General features: G+C 48.7%; 2 protein-coding genes and 1 pseudogene. All 3 read left to right on the forward strand.

Features of this window, described 5'->3' with window-relative positions:
• The first annotated feature begins 444 nt into the window (after nt 1–444).
• A complete protein-coding gene (locus tag ACEW8F_RS03095) occupies nt 445–765 on the forward strand; it encodes a Fic family protein (RefSeq protein WP_373482010.1) in 321 nt (106 codons plus the stop codon).
• A gap of 222 nt (nt 766–987) precedes the next feature.
• Nucleotides 988–4,248, forward strand: coding sequence for a type I restriction endonuclease subunit R (locus tag ACEW8F_RS03100; protein WP_373482011.1), 3,261 nt, complete (start codon nt 988–990; stop codon nt 4,246–4,248).
• Nucleotides 4,249–4,437: 189 nt separating this feature from the next.
• A pseudogene (locus ACEW8F_RS03105) lies at nt 4,438–4,654 on the forward strand (hypothetical protein); the annotation flags it as partial.

Here is a 4,654-nt window from a genome sequence, read left to right on the forward strand (position 1 = left end):
GAATAGCGGCCATCATGACCGCTAAATCTTCTTGTTTCTGTGAACTATTTGTCGTATTTAGAATTAATTTCGTTTTCTAAAAATAATTCTCTCAGATTTTGAGAATACATCAAATAAACATGACTTTTTCACTGCTCCCGGACGGAGATTTTGTGTCTCTGAGTCGATTTCTGCTTGTTACATTTTTTTAATGCAATTAAAAGCAAATCTTGCTGACGGTTTAGTCGCTTCATTTGGCCAGTTCCTCAAAGGCGGCCTGATATTTTTCGGGTTTAATATTTGTTGCAGGTGAAACATTGTATGTTCTAAAGTCAGCAGAAGCGTTCAATCGATATAACATGAATAAAGCTATCGTTCTAAAAAAGATAATAATTGGAACGATAAAAAGCCATAGTTCCAATTTTGATCAAAAATGGAACTACGATACCGGTGTCAGGAAGGGAAATGTGCACCGACACCAACTTATGGTTTATCGGCCGGTACCGAAGGATCATACCTTTGACCATGCAAGCCAGTGACCAGGCCACCATGCAAGCCACCATGCAAGCTGTACCTCAAGCTACCATGCAAACAGATGAAGAAATTTCTAGATTGCTGGAATATTGCAAAATACCCCGAACCCGAAGTGAAATACAGAAATATTTGAAGTTTAACAACCGAGATCATTTCAGAAAAAACATTCTCAACCCGCTAATCAAAGGCGGCCTGCTCAAACTGACCATTCCTGACAAACCGACCAGCCCCAAACAGAAGTATTTTTCATAGGGGTACACATGGGGTCCGTGGTATTGTTCACCCCCATAGTCAGTAAAAGTCATCTTTGTAAAGAATTGATTTCAATGATGAGCGAATATTGAGCGATTGATGAGCGATTAATGAGCGATTGAAAAGCGAATGAAAATTAATCGTTGAATATTTGAAAAAATAGTCAATCAATTAGCCAAGCCGGAGATTATGAAATACCGTTAACAAAAAGAGGGAGACACTATGAGTTTATCAGAAACCTTCACCGAGGCCTTTCTGGAAGAGGCCGCCATTGAAATACTCACCACTCTGGGCTACACCTATGCCTTTGGCCCAGATATTTCCCCGGGGGGCGAGCTCCCGGAGCGACAGGATCACCGCGAAGTCATCCTCAAAGAGCGGCTCCGTGATGCACTTTTTCGCTTCAACCGGGATTTACCCCCGGAAGCCCTGGACGAGGCCTACCGCCAGATCATCACCCTTAACAGCCCGATGCTGGTGGAAAACAACCGCCATTTCCATCGGCTCTTAACCGAGGGGATTGAGGTCTCTTTTAACGAAAAGGGCCATATCCGAACCAAGCGGGCCTTTGTCATCAATTATGACCAGCCCGAGGCCAATGATTTTCTGGTGGTGAACCAGTTTACCATTGTCGAACATGAGGAACGCCGGCCGGATCTGATTTTGTTTATCAATGGCCTGCCCCTGATTGTGGTGGAGCTGAAATCGGCCAGCGATGAAAACGTCGGCATCACCAGCGCCTATAATCAGATCCAGACCTATCAAAAGGATCTGCCCTCGCTCTTTGTCCACAATGCTTTTTGCATTCTTTCCGACGGCATCAATGCCAAGGCGGGAACCCTGACCTCCAACGAGGAACGGTTTATGAACTGGCGTACCGTCGATGGGGTAGTCATCGAGCCCAAAGCCAATCCCCAGTATGAGGTGCTGTTTCAGGGGATGTTAAAACCTCAACGGCTGCTGGATATCATCCGTCATTTTATCCTGTTTCAGGAATCCCAGCAATCGGATACCGATAAAAACGGTCAGAAACTGGGGGATAAAAAAGCGATTATCAAGATTCTGGGGGCCTATCACCAATACTTTGCGGTCCAGAAAGCGGTGGAAAAAACCCGGGAAGCCGTCGGCGAAGACGGCGACCGCAAAATCGGAGTGATCTGGCATACCCAGGGCTCCGGGAAAAGTTTTTCGATGGTTTTTTATACCGCCGCGCTGGTCCGGGAACTGAACAACCCCACCATTGTGGTGATTACCGACCGCAACGATCTGGATGAGCAGCTGTTTGCCACCTTTTCCAAATCCCGGGATATTCTCCGCCAGACCCCCAAACAGGCCCACACCCGCAAGCTGACTGCCAGCCAGCAAGCCCAGCACAACGGCAGCAATGGGGTGGCCATCAACGGCCTTTACGAACTACTCAATGACCGGGAAGCTGGGGGAATTATTTTTACCACGATCCAGAAGTTTACCCCGGAGTCCGGCGAAATGCCGGTGCTGACGGATCGCAAAAATGTCATCATCATTGCCGATGAGGCCCACCGCAGTCAGTACGGCCTGGAGGCCAAAACCGATCTCAAGTCCGGGGTGGTCAAATACGGCTATGCCAAGTATCTACGGGACGCCCTGCCCAACGCCTCGTTCATCGGCTTTACCGGAACCCCCATCGATTTGGATGACCGTTCCACCACCTCGGTGTTTGGCGAGTGCATCGATACCTACGACATGACCCAGGCGGTGGAGGATGAAGCGACGGTCCGGATTTATTACGAAAACCGGATTATCAAACTGGATACAGTGGAGACCGAGCTGCTTAAAATTGATGAAGCCTTCGAGGATATTACCGAGGGCCAGGAAGACACCGAGCGGGACAAGAATAAAGCCACCTGGTCGCGGCTGGAAGCCGTGGTGGGGTCGCCTAATCGGATCAAAAAACTGGCCGAAGACATCATCACTCACTATGAAGAAAAATCAAAGGCCATTGCCGGAAAAGCGATGGTGGTGTGCATGAGCCGGCGGATCTGTGCTGAACTCTACGATGCCATGGTGGCCTTACGGCCGGACTGGCACAGCGCGGATGTCAACCAGGGCAAAATCAAAGTAGTGATGACCGGCAGCGCTGCTGACAGTCAAAAACTTCAGCAACATATCGGCGGCAAACAGCGTCGCGATACTCTGGCGAAACGGATGAAAGACAACAACGATGAACTTTCGATTGTGCTGGTCCGGGATATGTGGCTGACCGGCTTTGATGTGCCATCCCTGCATACGATGTACATCGACAAGCCGATGCAGGGGCATGGGCTGATGCAGGCAATTGCCCGGGTGAACCGGGTCTTTAAGGAAAAATCCGGCGGGGTGGTGGTGGATTATCTGGGGATTTTGGAAAGTCTGAAAAAAGCCCTGAATCAATATACCAACAGCGACCGCAACAATACCGGAATCGATGTGAATGTGGCCATTGCCATCATGACCGAAAAACTGGAAGTCCTCAAGGATATGCTGCACGGCTATGATTATTCCGGCTATTTTGGCGAGTCCAAGGTCCAGCGGCTCCGGGCCATTACCGGTGGCATGGATTTTGTCCTGGGTAAATCGGTGGCGGATCAGAAGGAATTCAAGAAAATCACCATTGAACTGGCCAAGTCCCATTCGCTCTGTGCGGCGACAGAGGTCGGCAAAGCCCGGGCTTTTGAAGTCAGTTATTTTAAAGCAGTGAAAGCCAGTCTGGTCAAGCTCAGTGACAGCGAAGGCGTTGCTCCGCCGCTATCGAAACGGGAGGTCGAAGCCCGGCTGCATCAACTTTTGGAACGGTCCATTATTTCTGAAGACGTCATTGATGTATTTGACGCCATGGGGATTAAACGACCGGATATTTCCATTCTTTCCGAGGAATTTTTAGAGGAAGTACGGGCGATGAAGGAACGCAATCTGGCGGTCGAAATGCTGAAAAAACTATTAGAAGGCAATATCAAGGGAATGGAGCGCAGCAATCTGGTAAAATCTGAGAAGTTTTCGGAAAAACTCCAGAAGGCCCTGAACAAATATCGGAATCAGGCCATTACCAATGCGGAAGTGATTGAAGAACTGATCCGCATGGCCCATGAGATTCGGCAGATGAAAGCGGCAGAAGCTAAGCTGGGCCTCAGCGAGGATGAGATCGCCTTCTATGATGCCTTAACCGCCGACGAAATTGTCCGGGAGTTTATGGAAGATGAAACCCTGAAGACCATTGCCCAGGAGCTGACCATTGCCATTCGCAACAACATCACCATCGACTGGAGCGTCCGCAAAAGTGCCCAGGCCAGTATGCGAAAAATCATCAAACGGCTGCTTCGGTATTATAAATATCCCCCGGAACAGGCCGATCAGGCCCTGAAAATCGTCATGCGCCAGGCCGAGAAAATGTGCGGCAATGTGGTGGCGGAAGGGTTCTGGTATGATAAGGTGGCCGAGGAGAAAGCAGTATATCGGGTGGAGACTTGATTGTAGCAGTGAGCGAGTTTTATGCCGCGGGCTGGATCTGTCCCTCATAAAAAGCCTTTCGTAGAACTAATTAGAAAACATCATTGTCATAAAGGATTAGTTCTGACTAATAACCGAATGAATTTCGAGATTTCATCGACAGTCTCAACGATACCCATAAAAAATTGAAAGTAAGAAAAGGAACAAACCATGAGCAAATTCGCTGTCATTGATACAGAAACAACTTGGGGTGATGAAGTGATGTCGGTGGGGATAGTCATTGCCGATGCGACCACTTTCGAATTGATCGACCAACGTTATTACATTCTCACGCCGTTTAAAAATCACGGTGGGATGTACTCCTCCGCCCTCTATGCCAACGGCATCAAGCCGGATCATGAGTGTTCCCGGGAAAGGGCCATAGCCG

Origin of the sequence: Acetobacterium sp. (assembly GCF_041752335.1) — a bacterium.
Taxonomy (GTDB): Bacteria; Bacillota; Clostridia; order Eubacteriales; family Eubacteriaceae; genus Acetobacterium.